This is a genomic window from Arsukibacterium sp. UBA5043, assembly GCA_002415085.1.
GTDB lineage: Bacteria > Pseudomonadota > Gammaproteobacteria > Enterobacterales > Alteromonadaceae > Alishewanella.
Genome location: DIBV01000011.1, coordinates 66,614 through 89,240 on the forward strand (window position 1 = coordinate 66,614; position 22,627 = coordinate 89,240).

At 51.1% G+C, this 22,627-nt stretch carries 18 protein-coding genes; 2 read left to right on the forward strand and 16 right to left on the reverse strand.

Annotation, left to right across the window (positions count from 1 at the left end):
• Positions 1-16: 16 nt before the first annotated feature.
• From ftsA to mraZ, 14 genes are read right to left on the reverse strand one after another with little or no spacing between them, the layout of a single operon-like run.
• Positions 17-1,252: a cell division protein FtsA gene (gene ftsA, locus B2Q61_RS10730; protein WP_290615399.1), complete on the reverse strand. Its 1,236-nt coding sequence runs from the start codon at positions 1,250-1,252 to the stop codon at positions 17-19.
• Entirely contained in the window at positions 1,249-2,004 is a 756-nt protein-coding gene (locus B2Q61_RS10735; RefSeq protein ID WP_290615398.1) for a cell division protein FtsQ/DivIB, read from the reverse strand. The genes ftsA and B2Q61_RS10735 overlap by 4 nt, the downstream gene beginning before the upstream one ends.
• Before the next feature lies 1 nt (position 2,005).
• A complete protein-coding gene (locus B2Q61_RS10740) occupies positions 2,006-2,983 on the reverse strand; it encodes a D-alanine--D-alanine ligase (protein WP_290615397.1) in 978 nt (325 codons plus the stop codon).
• Positions 2,980-4,434, reverse strand: a complete 1,455-nt coding sequence (murC, locus tag B2Q61_RS10745; protein WP_290615396.1) for a UDP-N-acetylmuramate--L-alanine ligase — start codon at positions 4,432-4,434, stop codon at positions 2,980-2,982. The genes B2Q61_RS10740 and murC overlap by 4 nt, the downstream gene beginning before the upstream one ends.
• Positions 4,431-5,516 carry an undecaprenyldiphospho-muramoylpentapeptide beta-N-acetylglucosaminyltransferase gene (gene murG, locus B2Q61_RS10750; protein WP_290615395.1) on the reverse strand — a complete coding sequence of 362 codons (1,086 nt, stop codon included), beginning with the start codon at positions 5,514-5,516 and terminating at the stop codon, positions 4,431-4,433. The genes murC and murG overlap by 4 nt, the downstream gene beginning before the upstream one ends.
• Positions 5,509-6,708, reverse strand: a complete 1,200-nt coding sequence (gene ftsW / locus B2Q61_RS10755) for a cell division protein FtsW (protein ID WP_290615394.1) — start codon at positions 6,706-6,708, stop codon at positions 5,509-5,511. Before ftsW ends, murG begins: the two co-directional genes overlap by 8 nt.
• The gene (gene murD, locus B2Q61_RS10760) at positions 6,705-8,039 is read right to left on the reverse strand and encodes a UDP-N-acetylmuramoyl-L-alanine--D-glutamate ligase (protein WP_290615393.1); all 1,335 of its coding nucleotides are present in this window, start codon (positions 8,037-8,039) and stop codon (positions 6,705-6,707) included. Before murD ends, ftsW begins: the two co-directional genes overlap by 4 nt.
• A gap of 3 nt (positions 8,040-8,042) precedes the next feature.
• Positions 8,043-9,125 carry a phospho-N-acetylmuramoyl-pentapeptide-transferase gene (gene mraY / locus B2Q61_RS10765; protein ID WP_290615392.1) on the reverse strand — a complete coding sequence of 361 codons (1,083 nt, stop codon included), beginning with the start codon at positions 9,123-9,125 and terminating at the stop codon, positions 8,043-8,045.
• Positions 9,119-10,537 carry a UDP-N-acetylmuramoyl-tripeptide--D-alanyl-D-alanine ligase gene (locus tag B2Q61_RS10770; RefSeq protein WP_290615391.1) on the reverse strand — a complete coding sequence of 473 codons (1,419 nt, stop codon included), beginning with the start codon at positions 10,535-10,537 and terminating at the stop codon, positions 9,119-9,121. The genes mraY and B2Q61_RS10770 overlap by 7 nt, the downstream gene beginning before the upstream one ends.
• Positions 10,534-12,009 carry a UDP-N-acetylmuramoyl-L-alanyl-D-glutamate--2,6-diaminopimelate ligase gene (locus tag B2Q61_RS10775; protein ID WP_290615390.1) on the reverse strand — a complete coding sequence of 492 codons (1,476 nt, stop codon included), beginning with the start codon at positions 12,007-12,009 and terminating at the stop codon, positions 10,534-10,536. Before B2Q61_RS10775 ends, B2Q61_RS10770 begins: the two co-directional genes overlap by 4 nt.
• Complete coding sequence (locus tag B2Q61_RS10780) at positions 11,999-13,750, reverse strand: penicillin-binding transpeptidase domain-containing protein (RefSeq protein ID WP_290615389.1); 1,752 nt, start codon at positions 13,748-13,750, stop codon at positions 11,999-12,001. Before B2Q61_RS10780 ends, B2Q61_RS10775 begins: the two co-directional genes overlap by 11 nt.
• Positions 13,747-14,055, reverse strand: coding sequence for a cell division protein FtsL (gene ftsL, locus B2Q61_RS10785; RefSeq protein WP_290615388.1), 309 nt, complete (start codon positions 14,053-14,055; stop codon positions 13,747-13,749). Before ftsL ends, B2Q61_RS10780 begins: the two co-directional genes overlap by 4 nt.
• Entirely contained in the window at positions 14,052-15,011 is a 960-nt protein-coding gene (rsmH, locus tag B2Q61_RS10790; protein WP_290615387.1) for a 16S rRNA (cytosine(1402)-N(4))-methyltransferase RsmH, read from the reverse strand. The genes ftsL and rsmH overlap by 4 nt, the downstream gene beginning before the upstream one ends.
• Positions 15,012-15,476, reverse strand: coding sequence for a division/cell wall cluster transcriptional repressor MraZ (mraZ, locus tag B2Q61_RS10795; protein WP_290615386.1), 465 nt, complete (start codon positions 15,474-15,476; stop codon positions 15,012-15,014).
• A gap of 399 nt (positions 15,477-15,875) precedes the next feature.
• Between mraZ and B2Q61_RS10800 the strand changes: the two genes are divergently transcribed.
• The gene (locus tag B2Q61_RS10800) at positions 15,876-16,721 is read left to right on the forward strand and encodes a MurR/RpiR family transcriptional regulator (protein ID WP_290615385.1); all 846 of its coding nucleotides are present in this window, start codon (positions 15,876-15,878) and stop codon (positions 16,719-16,721) included.
• A 49-nt stretch (positions 16,722-16,770) separates the two neighbouring features.
• Here B2Q61_RS10800 and B2Q61_RS10805 read toward each other — a convergent pair whose 3' ends face one another.
• Both B2Q61_RS10805 and B2Q61_RS10810 read right to left on the reverse strand, forming a co-directional pair.
• Positions 16,771-17,865: a dipeptide epimerase gene (locus tag B2Q61_RS10805; protein WP_290615384.1), complete on the reverse strand. Its 1,095-nt coding sequence runs from the start codon at positions 17,863-17,865 to the stop codon at positions 16,771-16,773.
• Between the two features lie 11 nt (positions 17,866-17,876).
• Entirely contained in the window at positions 17,877-19,205 is a 1,329-nt protein-coding gene (locus B2Q61_RS10810; RefSeq protein ID WP_290615383.1) for an SH3 domain-containing protein, read from the reverse strand.
• 329 nt (positions 19,206-19,534) lie between these two features.
• Here B2Q61_RS10810 and B2Q61_RS10815 point away from each other — a divergent pair, with 329 nt between their 5' ends.
• Positions 19,535-22,567 carry a TonB-dependent receptor gene (locus tag B2Q61_RS10815; protein ID WP_290615382.1) on the forward strand — a complete coding sequence of 1,011 codons (3,033 nt, stop codon included), beginning with the start codon at positions 19,535-19,537 and terminating at the stop codon, positions 22,565-22,567.
• The last annotated feature ends 60 nt before the right edge of the window (positions 22,568-22,627 follow it).

The window sequence follows — 22,627 nt, forward strand, 5'->3', positions numbered from 1 at the left end:
TCCGTTTTTACGCTCTTTAAAACTCACCTTTGAACCAACTGCTGATTTTCTTCAGCAAGCTGCTAACTGGATCGCGGTTTTGCGCCGCATTTTTCTGCTGGGCCCGAACATCCTTGCCGTACAGCAATAGCCCGACTACGCTGGCGTAGGCCGGGTCTTGTACATACTCTTTTAAACCGCTGACATGCATTGGCTGGCCAACCCGCACCGGCATCTGAAACACGTCTTCGGCAAATTCCACTGCCCCTTCCATCTTGGCAGTACCACCGGTTAACACTAAACCGGCAGCAATTTGCTCTTCCAGGCCAGAGCTGCGAATTTCTTCCAGAACCAACTCGAACAACTCGTGGTAGCGGGGTTCTATTACTTCGGCCAGGGTATGGCGCGACATAGAACGCGCCGGCCTGCCACCGACACTGGGCACTTCAATACTTTCTTCTTTACCTACCATGCTGCGCAAAGCGCAGGCGTACTGCACCTTAATATCTTCCGCGTGGCTTATCGGTGTGCGGAAAATTTTGGCGATATCACTGGTAACCTGATTACCGGCTACCGGAATTACCGCGGTGTGGCGTAGCGCACCATTGGTATAAATAGATAAATCAATGGTGCCGCCTCCCATGTCGACCACACACACTCCCAGCTCTTTTTCATCGTCGGTTAATACCGCATAGCTTGACGCCAGTGACGAGAAAATAAGTTGGTCAACCTGTAAGCCGCAGCGTTCAACACACTTTTCAATATTTTTTGCCATATCGTTGGCACAGGTAATAATGTGGGCCTTCGCCTCCATTCTTACCCCTGACATGCCGACCGGACTTTTAATGCCTTCCTGCATATCAACTGAGAACTCTTGCGGTAACACGTGCAACATGCGCCGCTCGGCCGAGATAGGCACTGATTTTGCCGCATGAATCACACTGGCAACATCGTCGGCAGTGACTTCAGTATCGTTAATTGGCACCATGCCGCTTTCGTTCTGGCAACGAATATGTTTACCGGTAATGCCAAGATAAACAGACGAAATCTGACAATCAGCCATCAGCTCGGCTTCGTTAATGGCACGCTGTACGGCCTGCACCACCAGATTTAGATCATTAACGCCGCCCTTATCCATGCCCCGCGAGGCATGGGTACCTACCCCGACAATACTCAGTCGGTTATCGGGGGTGATTTCGCCTACTACCGCTTTAATCTGTGCAGTACCGATATCCAGCCCTACGATCAGATCTCGTTCTATCGACTTTGTCATGCTTTTCTCTTTGGCTCCGTATTGGCATAACGCACGGCAATGCCGGTGTCATAGCGCAAATCGACTTCAGCTAATTCCTGTTCCCGATGGTTTTGCATCGTCGGGTACAATTCAATAAAGCGTTGTAACCGTTTCATCGTGTCCTGCCGCCCCAGTTTCAGCGCCAGACCACCTTGCAGCTGCAAACGCCAGGAGAACCGTTCGGTTAACCACAGTTGCTCAGCGTGAAACTGATTTAATTGCAGCAAATTTTGCATATGGCGAAACATTGTCAGGGCATCCTGCTCACTGCCATCCGGACCGTGAAGCTTTGGCAAGGCCGGAACCAGCTCGCTTAGCGGGGCGATAAATAACTCCCCTTTATTATTGAGCAAGTGCTGCTGATTCCAGATTGCGACCGGCTGCTGTTCTGTCACAACCACCACCAGGGTATCAGGCCATTGTTTGCGCACGGCTGCCTGATACACCCAGGGTTGTTGCTGCAGGAACTGCTGCACCTGATCAACGTTTACCCGAAAAAAATTACCCACATATTCCTGCTGCAACTGTTGTTGTAATACCTGCTGCTGAATATGCTGAAAATCACCGTATAACCGCACCTGTTTAATCGGTGCGCCCTGCTGACTTTGCAGCCAGCTATGAACCTGAATACCGCCCCAGGTCAGTAGTGCCAGGGCCAGCACAAAAAACAACACGCCACCGACGAAGCCGGGCCTGTGGTTTAGTTGCTGATATACCTGGCGTAAGCTCATGCTATTGCTCCTGTGCTTTGGTATTTAATGCTGCTTGGCCAGCATCTGTTGTGCCATTAAGCGTTTGCTGCAAAATCGTCAACACCAGCTCGGCAAAACTTAACCCCGCCGCTTTTGCTGCCATTGGCACCAAGGATTTTTCGGTCATGCCGGGTACGGTGTTCACTTCCAGCAAAAAGTGCTCGCCCTGCTGGTTTAGCATAAGATCAACCCGGCCCCAGCCTGAAGCGCCAACCGCTTTAAACGCCGCCAGGGCATCGGCTTGCATTGCCGTAGTTTGCTCGGCAGTTAACGGCGCCGGGCACAAGTATTCGGTGCTGTTAGCCTGATATTTTGCCTCGTAATCGTAAAAGGCCCTTGGGGTACGCATTTCGACAATCGGCAATACTGTGTCACCCAGAATAGCGATGGTAAATTCACGGCCGTTAATCCAGCGCTCGACCAGAATTTCGCTGTCGTATTTAAGCGCAGCGGCAATGGCCTGTTCCAGCTCTGCTGCAGTGTTGGCGGCACTCATGCCAATACTGGAGCCCTCATTGGCCGGTTTAACCATGACTTTGCCACCCAGTTCTGCCAATAATTCGGCATAATCGATAGTAGCGTCGTGTACTACCGCAAACGGCGCCGTTGGCAGGTTTTGCGCCAAAAATAACCGCTTGCAACGAATTTTATCCATCGCCAGCGCTGAGCCCAGCACACCGCTGCCAGTGTAAGGCACGCCCAGTAATTGCAAGGCGCCCTGCATAGTGCCGTCTTCCCCACCGCGGCCATGCAATACAACAAATACCCGTTCTGCTTTAACCTCACCTACCAAAGCCGTTAAAGGTTGCTCCGCCGGATCGAAGGCCACTGCATTAATACCTGCCTGCTGCAGCGCACTCAGCACGGCCTTACCCGAACGCAACGACACCTCACGTTCAGCTGAATAACCGCCAAACATCACTGCCACCTTGCCAAAGTTGTTGATGACGTTGCTCATAGCCCGCCCTCCGACAATTGCTTTAACTGATTAATGTCTAATTTTGCCATTGCCAGCTCTTTTACCAGAGTGCCAATGTTGCCGGCCCCCTGGGTCAGCACCACGTCACCATCTTCTAACACTTCGGCCAGGGCCCCTGCCAATGCTTTGGGTTCGGCGACATAAACCGGTTCCAGCTGCCCCCGGGCACGGATTGAGCGACATAAATTACGACTGTCGGCGCCCGCTATCGGTGCTTCGCCAGCAGAGTACACCTCCAGCAGCAGTAACTTATCGACACTGGATAACACCTGGGTAAAATCTTCATATAAATCGCGGGTGCGGCTAAACCGGTGAGGCTGATACGCCATCACCAAGCGCCGCTCTGGCCAGGCGCTGCGCACTGCCGCTATGGTTGCAGCCACTTCGGTCGGATGATGGCCATAGTCGTCAATTAACAATGCTTTGCCGCGACCGGTATCAAACTCGCCATATTGCTGAAACCGCCGGCCAATGCCTTCAAATTTACCCAGAGCGGTCAGAATGGCCTGCTCGCTGATCCCTTCATCGGCGGCCAGTGCGAACGCCGCCGTGGCATTTAATGCATTGTGTTTGCCAGGTAAATTTAACTGTACTTGGCGCTGGTTGCCGGCCGGATCGGTAATAACAAAAAAGCTACGGGTGCCCTGCTGACTGAATTCGGTAATTTTATAATCTGCATCGTCGCTGAAACCATACGTCAGCACGGTACGGCCAATAGACGGAATAAGGCCGCGCAGTACTTTGTCGTCGATACATAATACTGCCATGCCATAAAATGGCAGGTTGTGACAAAACTCCAGATAGGTATCTTTCAGCTTTTCGAAATCACCCTCGTAGGTGTCCATGTGGTCGGCTTCAATATTGGTAATTACCGTGGCCATAGGCTGTAAATGCAGAAAAGAGGCATCACTTTCATCGGCTTCAGCAATTAAATAATGACCGGCACCTAAACGGGCGTTCGAGCCCGCTGAATTAAGTAAGCCACCAATCACAAACGTTGGGTCGGTACCGGCTTCGGCAAAGATAGACGCCAGCAAACTAGTGGTTGTCGTTTTGCCATGGGTTCCGGCAATGGCAATACCGTGGCGAAAGCGCATCAGTTCGCCCAGCATTTCAGCGCGGCGCACCACCGGAATACGCTGCGCCAGAGCCGAGGCCACCTCAGGGTTGGCGGCTTTAATAGCACTGGATACCACCACCACACTGGCGCCATCTACCTGGCTGGCATGATGGCCAAATTTCACTTCAGCTCCCAGCGCGACCAGCCGTTCTACGACCGGATTGGCTGCCAGGTCCGAGCCCGTTACTTTGTAACCTTCGTTTAGCAATACTTCAGCAATACCGCCCATACCGGCACCGCCAATCCCGACGAAATGGATCCGCTCTACCCGGCGCATGGCCTGTTTCTTATGTTGCAGCGTGGTAATCATACTACTTGTCCTGTTACTTGCCGGCACAGTGCGGCAATACGAGCCGCCGCATCCGTTGTTGCCAGAGCGCTGGCACGCTGAGCTATTTGCTGTAGCGACGTTTTATCGGTTAACCAGGGCGATAAAATAGCCTGTACCCCCTGTTGTTGTAATTGTTGCTGCGACAGTAAAACCGCAGCGTTCTGGTCGGCCAGTACCCGGGCATTAGCCGTTTGGTGGTCATCAATGGCACCCGGCAACGGCACAAAAATGGCCGCTACGCCAACGGCGGCCACTTCGCTTACTGTCAGCGCGCCGGCACGGCAAATTAATACATCTGCCCAGCGGTAGGCTGCGGCCATATCGTCGATAAAGGCGCTGACCTCGGCAACACTGCCGCTGGCACGTAATGGCTGATATGCCAGGTCTACCTGATGTAACATGGCGGCCCCGGTCTGGTGGCGTACGGCCACAGCTCCGGTTTTTGCCAGCTCAGCCAACTGCTCCGGCAAGGCGTTATTTAACGCTTGCGCGCCCAGGCTGCCACCTACAATCAGAATATTCAGGCTGGCACTTGCCGGCCGGTTGGCACGGCACGCTAATAACTCTGCCCGGATAGGGTTACCAACCAGTTTTCGTTTGCTATTGCCTTTAAAAGCACTGTCAAACGCCACTAAAATGTATCTGGCAAACCGTGCCAATAGCTTATTCGTACTGCCAGCCACCGCATTTTGTTCGTGAATGAACAAGGGCGTACCATGTAACCAGCTGGCCAGCCCACCCGGGCCACTGGCATAACCGCCAAAGCCCAGGGTAATGGTTGGCTTAAGCTGACGACAAACCCTGATCGCCTGCCACAGCGCTTTGCCGATCATCCAGGGTGCTCGTAATTTACTGGCAAGGCCTTTACCGCGCAGCCCGGCAACGTTAATACCATAAAACGGCCAGCCGAAGCCCGGCACCAGCTTTGCTTCCATCCGATCAGTGCTGCCAAGCCAGGCGATATCCCAGCCGTCGGCAGCGAGCGCGCTGGCAACTGCCTGTGCCGGGAAAATGTGGCCGCCGGTGCCACCGGCCATAATCAACGCCAGCGGTTTAGCCATGTTTGCCTCCGCTTAGTGCCTGTTTGCCTTTGAGCCGCACTTCAAAATCAATTCGTAATAACAGCCCCGTGGCAATTAACATAATCACCAGACTACTGCCGCCAGAGCTGACAAATGGCAGGGTTAAGCCTTTGGTTGGCAGTGCCCCGGTCGCCACCCCGACATTGACTGACGCCTGGAAACCAATCCAGATCGCCAGGGCGTAAGCCATAAAGCCATGAAAGCTTAATTGTTTCGATAATGCCCGCTGGCCAATCCACAGCGCCCGGTAGACCAGCACAAAGATCAGGGTCATTAATATTGCCACACCCACAAAACCGGTTTCTTCGGCAATAACTGCCAGAATAAAGTCGGTATGCGCTTCAGGCAGATATTCGAGTTTCTGAATACTGTTACCCAGGCCCTGACCAAACCAGCCACCGCGGCCAAATGCCATTAACGATTGGGTTAACTGGTAGCCACTGCCAAAAGGATCAGCCCAGGGATCCAGAAAGGCGGTAACCCGTTTCCAGCGGTATTCGCTGTATACGATTAACACGCCAATGGCCAGCAGGCCGGTGGCCAGTAAACACAGAAACTGCCATATTTTTGCGCCGGCTAAAAACAGCAGTGCCACCGCAGTGGCAAACATCACAATAACGGTGCCTAAATCAGGCTGCATCAGCAGCAATACCGCAAACAAAAATAATACCGCCAGCGGTTTCAGGAAACCTTTCAGGTTGTCTCTTACCTCTTCATGCCGGCGCACCAGATAGCTGGCAAGGTAAACAAAAAAGAATAACTTGGCCGGCTCAGCTGCTTGCAGACCGATGGGGCCCAATGATAACCAGCGGGTACTGCCATTGACGTTGCGACCAAACAGCAACACCGCCACCAACAGCAAAATTCCCAGCAACAATAACCACATGTTACCGCGATGCCACCAGCTTACCGGCACCCGTAACACCAGCACCGCCATCGTCAGGCCTATGCCCAGATACACCAAATGACGAATAGTGAAATGCAGCGGGTTATTAAACAACCGCTCGGCAACTGGCATTGAGGCGCTGGTTACCATTACCACCCCAATTGCCAGGATCAACATCAGCAAGGTTAAAAATAGTTGGTCATAGGCCGCATTATCGTCGCGCTGCCACAGAGCGCTGACGGTTTGCCACGGGTTTTGCCAGCCGGTTAAAGTAAGCTGCTTCATAATTTCAGCTCCCTGACAGCCCGGGCAAATAACTCACCGCGCTCGGCATAGCTTTTAAACATATCCAGGCTGGCGCAGGCTGGTGATAACAAGACCATGTCACCATTTTTTGCCAGTTTGGCCGCCTGTTTTACTGCTGCCGTTAAATCTTTTACCTGGGTAGCGTGCGAATGCAGTGCGGCAATGGCCGGGCCATCTTGCCCCAGTGTGATTACATGGCTGACATCGCGTGCCAATACCGGGCGCAGTTCGCTTAAATCTGCACCTTTTGCGTCGCCACCGGCAATCAGAATAAGCTTGCCTGTTACTTCAGAGCGCAAACCGGCAATAGCGGCCAGTGTGGCCCCAATATTTGTTGCTTTTGAATCATTTACCCAGCGCACACCGTTATGGGCCAGCACCAACTGGCATCGATGGGCCAGGCCGGTAAACTGACGAAGCGTGCTGGCAATGGCTTTACGGCTGGCGCCTGCACTAAGTGCCAGCGCAGCCGCAGCCAAGGCATTGAATTGGTTGTGGCTGCCTGTTATTGCCAATTGGTTCACTGGTAATAACGGTTCACCAGCAACGTTCAGCCACAGTTGGCCTGCCACTTCAGTAATACCATAGTCAGTATTATCCAAACTGATGGCTAATGGCACCGCGTTATCAGGGTTGTCCGCAGGGTAAGTTAACGGGTCAGCCTGATTATACACAGCCAGTTCAGTGTGTTGATAAACTCGTTGTTTTGATGCCGTGTAGGCCGCCATATCGGTATAGCGATCCAGATGATCCGCACTGACATTTAGCAAACAACTGGCCCGGCTTTGCAAGCTGCTGGTGCTGTCGAGCTGAAAGCTTGATAATTCCAACACAAAGATTTCTGTATCCTGCTGGCGCAGCGCGTCAAGTACCGGCAAGCCAATATTGCCAGCCGCCACTGCCTTTATACCGCTTTGCCGCAGCATTTCAGTAACCAGGGTTGTGACGGTCGACTTGCCATTAGAGCCGGTGATGGCGATAACCGGTTTTTGATTAAAGCGGGCAAACAGCTCAATATCGCCCAGCACTTCTACGCCCTGGCCTTTGGCAAAGCGGATAGCAGGGTGAGTGGTTGCCAGGCCCGGACTAATGATAATCATATCCATTTGTGCCAGGCGGTTGGCGTCAAACTCGCCCAGATAAATACCATCCACTTTATCGGCAGCTATCTGTTCCAGTCCGGCGGGCTTGCTGCGGCTGTCCATCAGTACCGGTTTAACCCCTTGCGCCAGCAAAAAGCGCACTGTGGCCAGACCCGACAGGCCCAGCCCCACTACCGCTATGCGTTTGGCGTTAAGGTTCGTTTGCATCAGTTATCTCAGTTTCAGGGTCGCCAGACCCACCAGCACAAAAATGATCGATAATATCCAGAAGCGGACAATAACCCGCGGCTCCGGCCAGCCTTTTAATTCGTAATGATGATGAATGGGTGCCATCCGGAAAATCCGCTGGCCCCGCAACTTGTACGAGCCCACCTGCAATATCACCGAAACGGTCTCCATCACAAAAATACCGCCCATAATAAACAGTACAATTTCCTGGCGGACTAAAATAGCAATCACGCCCAGTACTGCGCCCAGTGCCAGGGAGCCCACATCGCCCATAAATACCTGAGCCGGATAAGTGTTAAACCACAGAAAACCAAGGCCGGCACCGATCATTGCGGCGCACAGCACCACCAGCTCGCTGGCATAAGGCAGATATGGGATATTCAGGTAACCAGCGAAATTCACGTTACCGCTGGCATAGGCAATAATGGCAAAAGCACCGGCCACCATTATGGTAGGCACTATCGCCAGGCCATCAAGGCCGTCGGTTAAATTAACCGCATTACTGGTACCAACAATGACAAAGTAACTCAGTGCCAGAAACAGCAGGCCCAGCTGCGGCATCACATCTTTTAAAAACGGCAGCAATAACGCCGTTTCTGCCGGGCGCTCTGCGGTCATATATAAAAATAATGCGGTAACAATGGCAAAAACTGACTGCCAGAAATACTTCCAGCGGGCGATCAGCCCTTTCGGGTCTTTGCGGATCACTTTGCGATAATCGTCAATAAAACCAATAGCGCCGAAACTGACCAGCACGAACAGCACAACCCAGATATATTTGTTGCTCAAATTGGCCCACAACAACGTGCTGACCAGAATAGAGCCTAAGATCAGCAGGCCACCCATGGTGGGAGTGCCCTTCTTTGAGAAGTGACTTTCCGGGCCATCATTACGCACTACCTGGCCAATTTGCATTTTCTGCAATCTGGCAATCAGGATTGGGCCAAAATACAGGCTTAAAAATAATGACGTTAACACGCCCAGAATCGACCGGAAGGTCAGATAACTGAACACATTAAAAAAGCTAATGTACTGGGTTAAATATTCGGCTAACCAAACTAGCATGGGCTACGCTCCTGCTGACATCTTTCTAGCAAGTCCTGCACAACTAACTCCATTTTCGCACTACGAGAGCCCTTAACGAGTATGGTGACACTTTGCTGGGTTGTAATTAGCGGGTTCAGCCGATCTAACATCGACTGCCGCGAGCTGAAATGCGCGCCTTGTCCATTGAACAAGTCACTGGCGCTCTGTGATAACACACCCAGGGTGAATAACAGATTAATACCGGCATCTTTGGCATATAAACCAATCTCTTCGTGGTACAAACGGGCATTAGCACCCAGTTCAGCCATATCGCCCAGCAGCAGTACCCGGTAGCCCGGATAACTGGCCAGCAAATCAATCGCCGCCTTTACTGACTCGACATTGGCATTGTAGCTATCGTCGATCAGCTTAATCTGCTTGCTAAGTTCAATGACATTGGTACGCCCTTTTACCCCGGCCATTTGCGCCAGTCCCTGCTGTACGTCAGTCAGCTTGGCGCCTACCGCCAGCGCAGCCGCTGCAGCGGCCAGAGCATTAGCCACATTGTGTTTGCCAGGCAGGTTAAGCTGCATCAGTATTTGTTCATTTTCGTAGATCAGGTTAAATTGAGCACAACCCTGAGCATTTAAACTAATTTGCTCAGCGCGGATGTCGGCGCTATGGCGCTTTGCACTTGCGCTATCTGGTGTACTGCCGGTTTTAAAATCACTGGCAAAGCTGATAATTTTCAGATCTTTACAACGGTTACGCCAATAGTCGGTGAACTCACTGTCGTGTTGCATAATGGCAATGCCCCCAGCGGGCAAGCCAGAGAATATTTCGCCTTTTGCTCTGGCCACACCGTAGGTATCACCAAAGCCTTCCAGATGTGAGGCGGCAGCATTAGTAATGATCGCGACATCGGGCTTGACCAAAGAGGTGGTGTACGCAATTTCGCCAGCATGGTTGGCGCCCAGTTCCATCACTGCGAACTGGTGCTCTGTCGTTAAGCGCAGTAACGTTAGCGGTACGCCGATATCGTTATTGAAATTGCCTTCGGTTGCCAGCACCTGACCACAGCGGCTTAATATTGCCGCCAGCATTTCTTTCACCGTGGTTTTACCCGCACTGCCGGTGACGGCGATGGTTTTGGGCTGAACGCGCGCTTTAATGGCCGCACCCAGTTGCCCCAGCGCCAGACGGGTATCCGCAACCACAATCTGGGTAAGTTCACAATCCAGTGCTCGTTCTACGATAATCGCTGCCGCGCCCTTCTCGATAACATCGGTAACAAAACGGCTTCCATCGTAATTCGGGCCCTTCAGGGCAATAAATAACGCCCCCGCACTTATCGTTCGGCTATCTGTGCTGACACTGCTGATTGGCTGATTAGCGCCAATTAATTGTCCCTGTAACAGGGTGGCTATTTCTGCACAGCTTAGCGTTATCATAATGTCATCTCCGACATAAGTTGCCGCACGTAAGCACGCTCATCATAATGATGTTGCTCGTGCCCAATGGTCTGCGTCGTTTCGTGGCCTTTGCCGGCCAGCAGGACCACATCTCCTGGCTGAGCACTAACCAGTGCCAGCTTAATAGCCAGTTTCCGGTCTGGCTCTATCCGGAAATTATCCGCATCCTGCATGCCGGCAGCAATATCCTGGCAAATCTGCATCGGCACTTCACTGCGTGGATTATCGGAGGTAACAATAGTGTGATCTGCATACTGCTGCGCCAGCTGGCCCATCAACGGCCGCTTGCCTTTGTCACGATTGCCACCGCAGCCAAACACACACCACAAACGACCGGTACAGTGCAGACGTAATGCTTGTAACGCCTGCTGCAATGCATCCGGGGTATGGGCGTAGTCAACGACAACGGTAACACCATGGCTGAACGTAAACTGTTCCATGCGCCCAGCCAGTGGTTGCAAACTGCTGGCTGCATGCAGTAATTCAGTTAAGTCGTAGCCCAGTGCCAGTAAACTACTGATGGCTGCCAGCGCGTTCTGAATATTAAATTCACCCAGCAGCGGCAAGTGCAGTTTATGCTCACCCGCCTGACTGCTTAATAAACATGCAAAGCCCTGTTCGGTGGCACTTAACTGGTGATAGCCCAGGAAACGGCTGTGGCCCTGACAATCTTCGGCTTTACCGTAAACCCAGACCGGAATGTCGTTACGGCTAGCCAGTGCTTTGCCCAGCGGATCAGACACATTCAATACGGCACAGCGGCTCATATCAGGCTGAAATAAAAGGCTTTTTGCCTGGCCATATTCTGCCATGCTGCCATGATAATCGAGATGATCCCGGCTTAAATTAGTAAACACCGCAACCTGGAAATGGATACCCGCCACCCGTTGTTGCACCAGGGCATGGGACGATACTTCCATTGCAACCAATTGGCACTGTTGCTCTACCAGCGCTGCCAGAATGCGCTGCAATTCAATATAGTGGGGGGTGGTGTTGAGCAGCGGTGTCAGCTGCTGCCATTGGCCGTAACCCAGGGTGCCAATTACCGCTGCTGGGGTATCACACTGCTCGGCAAGCTGATTAACAAAGCAACTGGTACTCGACTTACCGTTGGTACCGGTAATGCCTACCAGTTGCAGCTGCTTTTGCGGTTGCTGATAAAAACGGGCGGCCAATTGCGGCATCCGGCTTACTAAATCGGCCAGCACGACGATCCGTTCATTGTTCAGTTCCTGACGTTGTTCATCAAGCTTGTCAGTTAAAACCAGCGCAGCGCCCTGAGCTAATGCCTGCTCAATATACTGATTACCGTGCGCACGGGTACCGGGCAGCGCCACAAATACATCATCAGTGACCACCTGGCGACTATCGAGCTGCAACTGGCGCAGCGGTCGATCGGCCAGTTTTGACATAAGTTCAGGCAACCATAAATGTAACTGGTTAATCGCCATTGCGTCCTCCTGTGCGGCTGATCAGCGCCGGGCCGGTGTCGGCATCAGGGGTCACATTCAACAGTTGCAAGGCGGCGCCCATAATACTGGCAAAAACCGGGGCCGCAATTTCACCACCGTGATAAAAATCGCCGGCTGGCTCGTTAATTACCACTACCGTAACAATGCTTGGATTAGAAATCGGGCCTACCCCGGCAAAGGATGCAATATAGTCATCACCATAGCCACCGGCAATCGCTTTGCGGGCAGTACCTGTTTTACCGCCAACCCGGTAGCCATGAACCTGAGCCCGGGTTGCAGTGCCACCTGGGCCAATATTAGCTTCCATCATTTCCAGCATAGCGAGCGCATGCTTTTGTGCCAGTACCCGCTGGCCAGGATCGGGCTCGTTGTTTTTAATAATGCTCAGCGGCCGGTTAATGCCGCCATTAGCCATCGTGGCGTAGGCCCGGGCCAATTGCACTGCAGTAACGGATAAGCCATAGCCGTAGGAGAAGGTGGCGCGTTCAAAATCGGACCAACGCTGCCGATAACTGAAAATACCGCTGCTTTCACCCGCCAGGCCCAGACCGGTGTCTTCACCAAGTCCCATATTGTTGTATAAACCCACCACATGTTGGTGCGGCATTTCCAGTACCAGTTTCGCCACACCCATATTGCTGGATTTCTGAATAATGCCGGTTAAGTCCAGCTTTTTATAATTGTTGGGATCGCGGACCCAGCTGCCACCAATCCGCATCGTGCCCGGGTGAGTATCGACTATGGTGTCCAGGGTTGCAGTGCCAAATTCCAGTGCGCTAAGCACCGCCAGTGGTTTCATGGTAGAACCTGGCTCAAAAGTATCGGTAATTGCCCGGTTACGGAAGCGGTGGACCGGTGTATTGCGCCGATTATTCGGGTTAAACGACGGACTGTTTACCATGGCCAGCACTTCACCCGTTGCCACGTCAACGACCACGGCCGAGCCGGACGTCGCGCCATGCGATAACACCGCTTTTTTCAGCTCACGGTAGGCAACGGTCTGAATGCGCTGGTCAATACTCAGTTGTAAATTGGCGGGTGCCGTGGCGTCTTGTCGTTCCAGTACTTCAATTTCCCGGCCTTTGGCATCTTTACGGAATACTTTACGCCCGGCGGTACCGGTAAGCAGTGCATCAAACCGTTTTTCGATGCCTTCCACCCCAACGTCATCAACGTTAGTAAAGCCAATTAGCTGGCCAGTCACTTCACCTGCCGGATAGTAACGTTTTGACTCCTGACGGAAGTAAATACCCGGTACCTTTAGTTTTTTAACGTAATCCACCACCGCCGGATTTACCTGGCGCTGCAAATAGACAAAGCGGCGCTTCGGATCATCACCCACCCGGCTTAGCAGCTGCTGCGGGGTCATTTGCATAATGTCAGCTAGCGCGTGCCAGCGGCGTTCATCACCCGGGGCATTGCGCTCAATAACAATTTTTGGATCAGCCCAAATGGCCTCAACCGGCACACTAACTGCCAGGGCTTCGCCATGGCGATCGAACACCATGCCACGCATGACGGTATCGGCTTCTACCCGCAAACTGCGCCGATCACCCTGGCTTACCAGCATGTCAGGCTCAATAACCTGTAACCAGGCAGCGCGCGCCAGTAAAGCGATAAACACCGACGTTATCATCACCATAACAAAGGCAAAACGCCAGCTCATCACTGACGGATACTGGCGGGCTTTGGCCTGGCTTTTACGAGGTTTGGCGGTCATTGCGGCCTCACCATAATATCCCGCTCGCCGCTGGGTCGCTGCATATTCAGGCGGCGCCTGGCAATATCTTCAACCCGGCTGTGTTCAGCCAGCGAGCGTTGTTCGAGCAATAAGTTGCGCCATTGGGTATCAAGCTGATCCCGCTGTTGATAGTACGTATCCTGAGCGATGGTCAGCTGGCGGTTTAAATGGGCCAGATACACCACGGCCAGCGCTGAGGCAATACATGCCAGCAGCAACACCCCTGCCAGCTTATGCTGGCGCCAGTCCTGACTAATTAAACGTTCCAGCTGAATTTGGCTCATAGCGGCTGTTCCTCTGCTATGGCTTGCTTTTCGGCAATACGCAGCACGGCGCTGCGAGCTCGCGGGTTAGCCGTCAACTCGGCCTCAGAGGGCATAATGGCTTTGCCAATCAGTTTTAGCGGTATCGCCTTGTTTAGCTGAGCATCCGTCAAGGGCATGCCACGTGGTACCGGCTCACCTTTGGAATAGCGGCGCATAAACTGTTTTACCAGCCGGTCTTCCAGTGAATGAAAGCTGATCACAACCAGTCTGCCGCCAGGCTTCAGCACGGCCATAGCGGCGTGCAAAGCAAGATTAACCTGCTCCAGCTCGCTGTTAACGTAAATGCGGATAGCCTGAAAACTGCGGGTAGCAGGGTGCTTTTTCTCTTTATGGCTTTTAGGCACACTGTCACTAATCAATTTTGCCAGCTGCGCGGTACGGGTGAAGGGGGTTTCCACTCTGGCCGCCACTATGGCCTGAGCAATCCGCCAGGCAAAGCGCTCTTCGCCATACTCCCGCAGCACAAAGCTGATATCTTCAACATCAGCAGTGGCCAGCCACTGTGCTGCAGACATGCCGCTACTGGGGTCCATTCGCATGTCGAGCGGGCCGTCACGCATAAAGCTAAAGCCACGGTCAGCATCATCCAGTTGTGGCGAAGACACACCTAAATCCAGCAAAATACCATCTAATTTACCGCTGAGCTGTTGTTGCTCAGCTACGGTTGCCAGGGCGGCAAAGGGGGTATGGGTGATGTGAAAACGCGCATCGGCTTGCAGTGGGGCTGCAGCTGCAATGGCGGAGGGATCGCGGTCTATGGCGAATAAGCGGCCGTTCGGACCAAGTAAATTAAGTATTTCTCTGCTGTGACCGCCACGACCAAAGGTGCCGTCCAGGTAAATTCCGTCGGTTTTAATGGCGAGTCCATCGATTGCTTCTTTAAGCAAGACAGAGATATGGGCTTGGCTTGTCATTTACAGTACAAAGTCCTGTAATCGTTCAGATAATTCAACGGTGCCAGCCTGAGCTTGTTCCAGCTCAATATCCGCATTTAAGCGTTCATGCCAGGCGGCTTCGTCCCAGATTTCGAATTTGTTTAACTGCCCTACCAGCCGGATATTTTTCGACAGCCCAGCATGCTGGCGCAGCGGCGCCGGCACTAATATACGGCCATTTTTATCCATATCGCAGTCAGTGGCATTTCCCAGTAATAACCGCTGCAAGCGACGCTCCTGAGGGTTAAGACTGGACAGGGACTTCAATTTTTCTTCTATTTCTTCCCAGTCAGCCAGCGGATACAATAATAAGCAGGGATCATGCAGGTCGATGGTACAGATCAGATGGCCCTGATTTTCAGACAGCAGGATCTCCCGGTACCGCGCAGGTAGCGCTAACCGTCCCTTATCGTCCAATGTCAGTGTAAACGAGCCACGAAACATAACTTATTATCTGCCTGGTTAATCTGGCTGCGAATTTCAGCGCAGCGCCAGCATGAATCGGTTGGAAAATCCCAAAATGATCCACAATTACCCACAAATCCCCACAACGATACAGTTTAGGGCTCAGCTTTAACCAATGTCAAGGTAAAAACAGCCGTGGCTGATCGATATAGATCCGCTAAAAACAGATGCCCGGTTGAAGTTGATGATTTTGGTGGGGAAAAGTGCTGGAGTAGCTTTTAACAACCTGGCAGTGAAATGAAAATATATTCTGCACCGCCGGCTTTTTTACCGGAAAACTTGCTATTGCTGAATAAATTATTCAATATAAATTTACATATCGCATAATTATTTTTTTATAGCTGGCAACGGTGCCAGCTGAGCCTAAGACCATCGCCTATGCTGAGTTTACTGAAGATCCGTGGCATGCTTGATCAGATGTCGGTTATTGAGCGCAAGCTGGCCGAATTTATTCTGGATAATGCCCATATGCTGCGCGACTACTCATCGCAGCAACTGGCCGATGCGGTAGGGATCAGTCAATCCAGTGTGGTGAAGTTTTGTCAGAAACTGGGCTACAAAGGCTACCCTGATCTAAAGCTGGCAATAAATGAAGCGGTGGTTACTGCCAGCACCATGAACCGGGATCAGGCAGATAAAAATAATGAAGATGGCAGTTTACTGGGCATTGGCGAGCAGCTGCAGTTTAGTCTGCAGCAACATTTGCGCACCTTACTAACCATTAATGATGAGAAAACCCTGTTGCAGGCGGCCCGTTTATTACAAAGTGCTGATAAAATATTGCTGGCCGGTTTTGCCAAGTCAGCCATAGTGGTAGCAGATATGCAATTTCGGTTGTTGCAGCTGGGTAAGCTGGCGCTGCATCATGCCGATCCGGCGTTAGCATTGCAGCTGGCCCGCAGTTTAACCGACACCAGTGTGTTGTTGCTGGTGTCCGATTCCGGCCAGAACAGTGACTTGCTGAAACTGGAGCATTATGCCAAAAGCCGCCAGCTGAAAATTATTTCACTGACCAGCTATAAAACCAATGCTCAAAGCCTGGCCGCCGATATTACCTTATTTACCCTCAGTGCTGAGGAAGACATTCGCTTAAACCCGCTGTTAACCCAGCTGGCGCAGCAGCATTTATGTCATATGCTGTATTTGCAGCTTTGCCACTGGCAGAACAATGATTTAGCGCTGACCGAAAGCACAGAGTTATTAGGCTTGCTGGAAAAGCCCTGACTACTGAACTGGCATGGGTCAACGCCATTTTGTTCAGATAACAGTGTAATCAGGGTAGCATTTTCAGGCCTTCAATCGCGGTGATACCTAAGCCCGGTGCATTGCCTATGGTGATGTCAGCATCATTAAAATTCACGCTGCTGCGCACCGGGTCAAAGGCACAAAGCGACGGACCATCTAAATCAATTTTGGTAATAACGTCGGATTTTGCCACCGCCACATGCACCGCGGCCGCGACACTGATACTGCCCTCCAGCATACAACCTATCATGCACTGCATATCGTAGAACGAGCAAATATCAGCAATTTTGATGGCATTGGCGATACCGCCGGTTTTCATCAGTTTAATATTGATAATATCGGCGGCGCGCATTTTAATCAGTTCAATCACTTCTCGCGGACCAAAACTGCTCTCATCTGCCATTACCGGGGTATGTACCCGCTCAGTAATATATTTTAATCCTTCTAAATCGTAGGCTTTTACTGGTTGCTCTACCAATTCAAGCCGAACGCCGGCATCTTCCAGCTTGCGTAGTGCATATACCGCTTCTTTAGCGGTCCAGCCCTGATTGGCATCGAGTCGGATTAAAGCTTTGCCGGCCACAGCGGCATAAATGGCTTTAACCCGCTCTATATCTACCCCGATATCTTTACCTACTTTAACCTTAAGGGTTTCGAAACCACGGTCAATAGCACTTAACGAGTCAGCGACCATTTTGTCGATGTAATCGACACTGATGGTAATGTCAGTAGTTATTTTTGGTACGCCACCGCCCAGTATTTTATATAAAGGTGCTTTATACAGCTGCGCGAATAAATCGTAAACCGCCATTTCTACCGCGGCTTTGGCGCTATAATTTTTCATTATCGCACCCTGAATCAGCCGGATAATATGGTTTAAATCGGCAATCTGCTGCCCTATCAGCTTAGGTTTTAGTACGCTGTTAATGGCATCTATGATTGAGCCATGTATATCGCCGGTAATCACCGCAGTGGCCGGAGCTTCACCGTAGCCGGTATGGCCGGTATCGGTTTCTATCATGACCACCACATCTTCAATTTGCTGCACGGTGCGCAGCGCCGTTTTAAACGGTGTTTTCAAAGGTATGGTTAACATGCCCAGCCGGATATCGGTAATTTTCATAGATGCCTCGGTTAACGCAACGATTTAATCGCGTATATTTTATCCAGATAACTGCTGTCAGCCGTTAGCTGCAGCGGGGTTAACGGCGTTACCGCCACCCCATTTAAAATACCCTGGTATAACGCAGGCTGAGTTGCAGCTGCACTACTATCCGCGTCAGAATTTTTGCGGTGAGTAAAATACGCCAGCTCATGTACTGAATGGATCACAAAAGGCTCGCCATTGTCATCGCCTAAATACAACATCACGTGGCCCGGCCGGTAAATTAAATCCCCCACCTGCGCGTTATCAATCGCCGCCAGTTTGTCAGCATGGCTGCTTTGGCTGGAAAAGCGAATGTTCTGACCATAGCTACCTTCACCCTGCTGGCCGGAGTTTCTTGGCATCAGTAAGCCAAAGCTACGATAAATTTCAATAATGAAGCCTGTACAATCGCGACTGTCATAATCATGACCCCAGCCGTAGCGATCACCCAGAAACTTAAAAGCCTGTTGCAGAATATTAGCGGTGGTGTAAGGCAGATATCCGACACTGACATCCTGCTGGCGGGCAATAAGGGCTGGCGTAAAACTAAGGCTGCCATCAAGGTTTCTGACTGGCAGTTGAACGATATGGCTGGCATGCGGGTTCTGGCCATGTACGTTATGACCGGTTTCAGCTGTGCTTAGGAGTGGTAAGCGGATGCCCATATCCAGCAGCAACTGAGATATTGCAGGGTTCTCAGGGGTAAAACTGGTAAAAACCCGGGCGCCGGTCACTACCAGAAATGGCTGCAGCGTACCGTAATCTAATACCTGTTGCCGGGTACCCAGCGCAATATCCCGGGCCTGCACCCAACCAGTATAATGATAATTTTGAACCAACAGCCAGTTTTTGTCCTGGCTTTGGTGCAGCACCCCTACTGCTTCTCCAGGAAACAGCGCCGTTTCCTGAAAGCGGTCTAAATCCAGTGCCATGGTTTCGTTATGCACCCGATCTGCTGTGGGCAAACTGCGTAAATCGGTACGCTTTACTACCAGCGCAAATCTGACCGGATTGTCCGGCTGCACTGAATCGGTATTCAGGTTGTGCTGGTAGGCCCGCCATTGCTCAGCGCTAACCGCAGTGCCATCAGCATAAAATCGTGGCTGGGCCGGGCTGGCGCTGGCTTGACGAATAATGGCATTTAAGGCGGCGGCATTTAGGCTAGCGGGCAGGCTGGCCAGCTCGGTCATTTCTGGCTGGCTGGCAAACGTATTTTTATTTCTGGCACTGATCTCGCTTTGCGTTAGCAACAGCCTGTTGGCATCGGCAACCTTTGTCAGCCAGTAGTCAGCTGTAAGATGATCGGTTTTTAACATAGGAATATCTGACTCAGCATACGTGGTTCCTTGAAAACACCCGCTACCTAAATATAAAAGTACTATTAAACAATGGCGTAGCTTCATTTTTCCCTCTTATCAGCCGTGAAAAAATGCTGACTGACTTTTATAATAGCTGCAAATAGAATCAAATATTCCAATTATTAGTAATTTTTAGCATAAATTATTTTCAAAACCAAAAAATTATTGCTATGTTAATTTTGTGCAGAAAACAAACACCTCGCACTATAAAAATAAACGGGTATTAAAAAGGGCAAGCAGAACCCTGTTACGGACAGCTACAATACGCAACTCCAGGAGAGATACTGATGAAGTATAACGAGCTTACATTTATAAAAAACAGACTGGCGCAAGCCACCCAATTCGCTTTTCGCTCCCCCGCTTCGGTTACAGCTGTTGTACTGGCAGGTATCCTGACTTGTGCCCCTGTCGCAGCGCAGCAAGTGGGCGGTATTCGCGGTAAAGTTACTGCGGAACAGAGCACCAGTTCAGTCTCCGGTGTTACCGTCGTTGCAACGAGCCCGGTAATGCCAAAACCCCGAACCGTGGAAACACGCGCCGATGGCAGTTTTAATCTGCCATCACTGGTACCAGGGCGTTATACCCTGACAATAACTGCTGCTGATGGCGCGGTCAAAACCATGGAAGTTGAAGTATTACTTGATCAGTTGTCCACTGTAAATGTGGCGTTGTCTTCTTCATCCGGTGTTGAAGTTATCCAGATTGTTGGTTCACCATTCTTCGCGCAGGTTGGTAACTCTTCACTAAGTAATACTCTGGGAGCTGACGTCGTAGAAGCGCTACCGGTAGGGCAAACCTTTCGTGACCTGCTAAAAGTAATTCCTGGCGTGCAATATACCGAGAACGGGACTCTGGGTCCCTCTGCTGGTGGTTCAGGTGCGCATAACAAATACGGCTTCGATGGGGTCGATGTTTCTATGCCGCTGTTTGGTAATCTGGCATCCGAACCCTCAACACATGATATAGAAATGGTGTCGATGGAGCGGGGCGGCGCTAAAGCAATAGGTTTTAACCGTTCAGGCGGTTTTGCCATCAATACCCAGTCAAAATCAGGTACCAACGAGTTTAAAGGCAGCCTGGAGTACAAACTACAAAATAGTAATTTTTCGGCCTCACCTGAAGCCGGCACCATACAGGATACAGACCGCAGCTGGATTACCGCCAGTCTGGCAGGGCCAATAGTTCAGGATCAATTGTTTTTTTATGGTTCTTATTATCGCCCTGAAGTAACCGGCGACAGTAAAGTTACGGCTTATGGACCAGCCAAAAACTTTAAAAGTGTCCGGGATGAATATTTTGGCAAGTTAACCTGGGCACCGACAGCAGACTGGCTGTTAAACGCAAGTTACCGTGATTCAGATCGCGAAGGCAGTGGCGAGAGTATCGGTGAATTTGAAAGCGACAGTGTGTCAGCCGGCTCGCAGGCTACTCAAAAAATCTTTACCTTTGACGGTTCCTATATTTTAGGTGACTACACCACAGTTAGTTTCAATATCAACAAATTTGATTACAAAACCGGCGGTAAACCCGATGTTGAATTAGCCGTTGTGCCGGAACTGGGCGGCAATCTTGATGTGGCTAATCTGGATCAGATGGGTTATTTCAATGTGCCGGATTTATTGCCTGCAACCGATCCCGATGCAGCACGCTTCAATAGCGGTGCACAACAATTGATAGATCAGTATGGTTATCAGGAAAATGGCGTGGCAACAGGTGGCGGAGCGGTAGGAGCGTACTATCAATATAACAATCAGAACTTCTTCAGGGATAGTTTTGAAATTGCGCTGGATCATCAGATCATTGGCGATGAGTTAGTCCATTCAATTCATATTGGACTGAAATACTCTGAGGCAGAAGAAGAACTGAGTCGTTTATCAAATGGCTGGGGGTTAATCAGCTATAACGGCGGCCGCGATTTAGCCCTTGAAAGTGCAGTGGCTGATTTAGATCCGACCTCGGTATATTACATTGCAACCACAGAGCAAATGAGCTTTGTTAATGAAACAGGTGAAACAGTTTCTGCTATCAATTCCTCTTCAGAATCCTGGAACCTGGAAATTAACGATACCATCGAACACGGTGACTTTACTTACAACATTGGTGTGTTAATCAGTCAGGATACCTATTTTGGCCAAGGCTTGAGCCCAAATTCTGCCAATGGTTCCGGCTGGGAGTTAGCCAGGGGCGAGAAGTACCAAATGTACAAAGTTGACTGGCAGGACATGATTCAACCGCGCCTCGGTGTCAACTGGAAATATGATGGTCAGAACACCGTATTTGCTAATTTTGCCAGTTACAACCCTGAAGCCAGTTCGTTGGCCCGCGCAGCGTCGTGGGATCGCAATACCCAGCAATCTCTGAGGGTATATTTTGACGAAGATGGTAACTTCCTGGACGCCGGCGCAGCCAGTGGCTCATCCGGCAAACTGTTTGCTGATAACATGGATCCGCATCGGATTGATGAAATCACCATAGGTACCACTAAAGCAATAACTGACCGCTTCCAGCTACGTGGACATACCCGCTACCGGGAAGGTAAAAATTTCTGGGAGGATATGCCTAACAATGGTCGGATTGCGGCTTACCCGGATAGCAGCCAGGCAGCCGGGGTACCGGCGCACATTGCGGCCAAGGGCTTGTTTATTCCTGATTTAGCAGAACGGATGGACGGAATTGGCAATGCCTCAGGCGGCACCTATGTAATAGCTGAAGTGGACGAAGGCAAAACTGAATACTGGGAAGTCAGCGTAGAGGCGGAATACTTCGGCGACCGGACCTATTTCAACGCTTCTTATGTATGGAGCCAGTATACCGGTAACTTTGACCAGGACAACACCACCGGCAATACCGATCAAAATATTTTTATAGGCTCATCTAACTATGGTGATGGCCCGGGTCGCTATTCATGGGATCTGAAGCAAGGTAAACTGGCCGGTGATAAACCGCATTTACTAAAAGCGTTTGGCTACTACACCACTGACTGGAACGCCAATATTGGTGCCTACTTTGTGTACCAGTCTGGCCAACCGTGGGAAACCTGGGATGGCTCTTACTATGGTTACAGCAGCAGTACAATCCGGTACAGCGAACCTGCTGGCAGCCGGCGTAGCGCAAGTCATTGGCAGTTAGACTTAAGCTACACCCAAAACTTTACCTTTGCCGAAAAATATCTGCTTAAATTCCGGGCAGATATCTTCAACGTGTTTGATCGTCAAACGGGTTACCGCATTCAGCAGGTGGCGTCCTCGACTACCTATGGTGAACCGACCCGTTACTACAACCCACGTCGAATTCAGTTGTCTGTCGGTATCGATTTCTAACCCACGTTGTTCCTGGTACCTTTTGCCCGCCTTGCGCGGGCTTTTTTCCGGCAGTTACTG